General features: G+C 36.7%; 4 protein-coding genes. 1 reads left to right on the forward strand and 3 read right to left on the reverse strand.

Features of this window, described 5'->3' with window-relative positions:
• Positions 1–171 precede the first annotated feature (171 nt).
• The 3 genes from C9I86_RS19660 to metN are packed head-to-tail and all read right to left on the reverse strand — an operon-like array spanning position 172 to position 2,750.
• Positions 172–987, reverse strand: a complete 816-nt coding sequence (locus tag C9I86_RS19660) for a MetQ/NlpA family lipoprotein (protein WP_107277260.1) — start codon at positions 985–987, stop codon at positions 172–174.
• A 52-nt stretch (positions 988–1,039) separates the two neighbouring features.
• Positions 1,040–1,726, reverse strand: coding sequence for a methionine ABC transporter permease (locus C9I86_RS19665; protein ID WP_080159018.1), 687 nt, complete (start codon positions 1,724–1,726; stop codon positions 1,040–1,042).
• Positions 1,716–2,750 (reverse strand): methionine ABC transporter ATP-binding protein MetN, encoded by a 1,035-nt coding sequence (gene metN / locus C9I86_RS19670; protein WP_080159019.1) that lies wholly within the window; start codon positions 2,748–2,750, stop codon positions 1,716–1,718. Before metN ends, C9I86_RS19665 begins: the two co-directional genes overlap by 11 nt.
• A gap of 293 nt (positions 2,751–3,043) precedes the next feature.
• On the opposite strand from metN, the gene gmhB reads away from it, so the two are divergent.
• Positions 3,044–3,601 (forward strand): D-glycero-beta-D-manno-heptose 1,7-bisphosphate 7-phosphatase, encoded by a 558-nt coding sequence (gene gmhB, locus C9I86_RS19675; RefSeq protein WP_080159020.1) that lies wholly within the window; start codon positions 3,044–3,046, stop codon positions 3,599–3,601.
• Positions 3,602–4,063: the final 462 nt, after the last annotated feature.

Consider the following 4,063-nt stretch of genomic DNA (forward strand, 5'->3'; position numbering starts at 1 on the left):
GCATGTATCTGTTCAAGTGCTTGTCTTAAAAACATAAAAAAATCCAAGTGCATTAAATACACTTGGATTTTTACACATCTACAGGATCGTTCAACTGATCATTTTGGGCTTAACTGATCAGCATTAGGCACTAAGGCCTGCTCTTAAATGATGTGTTGCTAATTGGTGTGATTACCAGCCTTTAACAGCGCCACCTTTAAAGATAGTCTGAGCTGAATTATAAACTTCATCTGATTGATAAGCTTGAATGAACTTTTGTACATTTTCAGCATTAACGTTATCTTCACGAGCGACAATAATATTAACGTAAGGTGACTGTTTATCTTCTACGAAAATACCATCTCTTTCAGGTGTTAAGTTTAAGCTACTAGCGTAAGTATTATTAATTACGGCTAATGCAACATCATCTAAAGAACGTGGCAATTGAGCGGCTTCTAATTCTACGATTTTAAGATTTTTAGGATTATTCACAATATCTAATACTGTTGCGGTTAAGCCTGTATTTGGTTTTAGTGTAATTAGACCTTGTTGTTGTAATAATAATAAAGAACGGCCAAGGTTAGTGGGATCATTGGGTACTGCAATTTGATCTCCATCTTTTAATTCATCCAGTGATTTTATTTTATTTGAATAGCCAGCAATAGGGTATACAAATGTATTGCCAGCAATCGCAAATTTATAACCACGATCTTTAATTTGTTGATCTAAATATGGCTTATGTTGAAAAGCATTAGCGTCAATCGAGCCCTCTGCTAATGCTGCATTAGGTGATACATAATCTGTAAAAGTAACTAATTCAACATCAAGCCCATATTTATCTTTTGCTTGTTTAGCAGCAACTTCTGCTACTTGTTCTTCAGCTCCCGCCATGACACCAATTTTTACTTTACTGTTATCAATGGGGGTTTCTTGCTCACTACAGCCTGTTAATGTGATAGCTGCAGCAACGCCGGCAATGGCAAAAAGGTGTTTAAGATTGAACGCCATAGTATTACTCCTTAAATGGGCTTTCCTTGATGATATAAATAATCTTTTGTTACTAACGGTGATCGACACGTTTCACTAAGTGATCACCAATTGATTGAATAAGTTGGACTAAAATAACAAGCATAATGACGGTGATAGCCATGACGGTGCCATCAAAACGCTGATAACCATAACGAATACCGACATCACCCAACCCTCCGCCTCCAACGGTTCCCGCCATGGCGGAATAACTAATTAAAGTCACTAAAGTAATGGTGATCGCATTAATAATGCCGGGTAAAGCTTCGGGTAATAATACCTTGGCGATAATTTGCATCGGGGTTGCACCCATAGCTTGTGCTGCTTCTATTAGTCCTGTTGGAATTTCTAATAACGCCCCTTCAACTAAACGCGCGATGAAGGGAATTGCACCGACTGTTAGTGGCACAATGGCGGCAGCGGTACCAATAGAACTGCCAACTACAAATCGTGTAAAAGGAATAATGGCAACTAACAGAATAATAAAAGGGATTGAACGGCCAATATTAACCACAATACCTAGAATTTTATTTAAAACGGGGTTTTGCCATAAACCATTTTTTTTGGTGAGGTGTAATGTGACACCAAGAGGAATACCAATAACAAAGCCAATGAAACCGGACACCAACACCATGGTTAAGGTTTGTCCCAATGCTTCGATAAGTAATTCAGTTAGGCGCTGATTGCTCTGCCACCATGTTGTTATTGCATCAAGCGACATATCCTAGTACCTCAACATTTAATTTGTGATCACGTAAAAACCTAATAGCGTTATCAATGGCAGTTTGAGTACCAAAGAACTCGGCAAGCATTAATCCAAACTTAACTCCGCCAGCATAATCCATATTTGAACTAAGAATACTGATATCAAGATTAAACTCGCGTGCAACTTGGCTAATTAACGGCGCATCAACAGAGTCTCCAGTAAATTCCAGCCTAATAAGGGGATAACTTCCTTTGACCGAGGTTGGTGTCATTCTTAATTGATAATCTTCAGGAATCGATAAATCTAACGTTGAGCGAATAAACGCTTTAGCTAATTCAGTTTTCGGGTGTGCAAAAATATCACCGACAAGGCCTTGTTCGACCAATTCACCACCACCAATAATCGCAACTTGATGACAGATACGTTTAACCACATCCATTTCATGAGTAATCAATAAAATAGTTAAGTTAAGTTGCTGATTAATTTTACGTAATAAAGCCAGTATTGATTGCGTTGTTGCGGGATCAAGTGCGCTGGTGGCTTCATCACACAATAAAACTTTGGGATCAGAGGCTAAAGCTCGTGCGATAGCTACCCGTTGTTTTTGACCACCACTTAAGTTTGATGGATAGCTATTACGTTTATCTTCTAGACCAACTAATGACAGTAACTGAGTAACCTTGGTATTTATTTCGAGTGTTGAAAGACCAGCAAGCTCAAGTGGTAATGCAATGTTGGCATAAACGGTGCGTGATGAAAGCAAATTAAAATGCTGAAAAATCATTCCAATTTTACGACGAGCTAAAGTTAATTCATTAGATGAGAGGGTGGTTAAATCAATACCATCAACAATAACATTACCTGTTGTTGGCTTTTCTAATAAATTCACACATCGAATGAGCGTACTCTTTCCTGCTCCTGATGAACCAATCACACCGAAAATTGTTCCCTGTTCTATGCTGAGATTAATATCTTTTAGCGCATTGATTGCTTTCTCACCTTGATAGAACACTTTATTGACTTGTTTTATTTCTATCATTGAACTTCCTGATTAATTAGATGCAATCCATTATGTGCAAATAGTGCTATATTGCATTTATTGTTAATAATTGGTTGTATCAGTTAAAATATATCAACTGCTGTTAAGTTGATGCTATTTCCAATCGCTTTTTAAGTCAATAGCTATTTTTACGTCTAGACGTCTAAATGGTTGTGGGGTTTATTACAGTACTCTGTTCATGGCTAATCAGTCTTGTGGATGTGATAACTAATACTTTTCAATACCAACTCGTGACATAATCAAACCAATATCTAATTGTTGAGGGCTTTCTTTTGGCCAAACCAGCTGTCTTTATTGATCGTGATGGCGTAATAAACGTTGATCGCGGCTATGTACATACTGTTGATGATTTTGAATACATTGATGGTGTTTTTGATGCATGTAAAAAATTCAAAGAAATGGGTTACTTACTTGTTTTAGTTACTAATCAATCTGGTATTGCTCGTGGTATCTTCAGCGAAGATGAGTTTATTTCTTTGACTGAATGGATGGATTGGAATTTCGAAGATCAAGATATTGAATTTGACGGTATTTACTATTGCCCACACCACGCAACGGAAGGCAAAGGTGAATATTTACAAGATTGTGATTGTCGTAAACCAAATCCAGGCATGTTTATCTCGGCGCAAAGTCACTTGAATATTGATATGTCAAAATCAGTAATGATTGGTGATAAAGCCGATGATATGAAAGCAGCGATAGCGGCAGATGTTGCTTTTAAAGTATTAGTACGTACAGGTAAAGCGATCACTGAAGAAGGTGAAGCTCTAGCAGATGCTGTTTTAGACAGCGTTAAGAATGTACCAGCATGGCTCGCTGAAAACGCGTAATTGTTCATGTTATAAAGCAGTAGGTGATCTACTGCTTTTATTTTAGAGGTTATCAATTAAAGCTTTGCGTCTTATCTTTCTACTTCCTACTCATTGTGAAACACCACATCTTGTTTATCCTTTCTAGCTTGTTTACAGCTTCTTTTTATTTTATTGCTGCTTTAATTTTCATTTCATCACTTTTAACGACTATCAAGATGCATTTAGATACAAGATTAAATATAGTTATTATTAATTTTTGATTAAAAAATGGATGAAATATAAATTTTTGTATAAAAAAAAAGCGGTTGATTATTTTGATGTAAAAAAACTATTGTCAGTTTTAAAAATTCTCCTATAATGCGACCTCACTGACACGGACAACGGCGCAAGCGGTTACCGAAAGTCAGTATGTTCTTTAACAATTTGACCATGCAATCTGTGTGGGCACTCGTTGAATAGTTAAGTCGAAAGATTTATCAA

The sequence above is a fragment of the Photobacterium sp. NCIMB 13483 genome (assembly GCF_003025475.1).
Taxonomy (GTDB): Bacteria; Pseudomonadota; Gammaproteobacteria; order Enterobacterales; family Vibrionaceae; genus Photobacterium; species Photobacterium piscicola.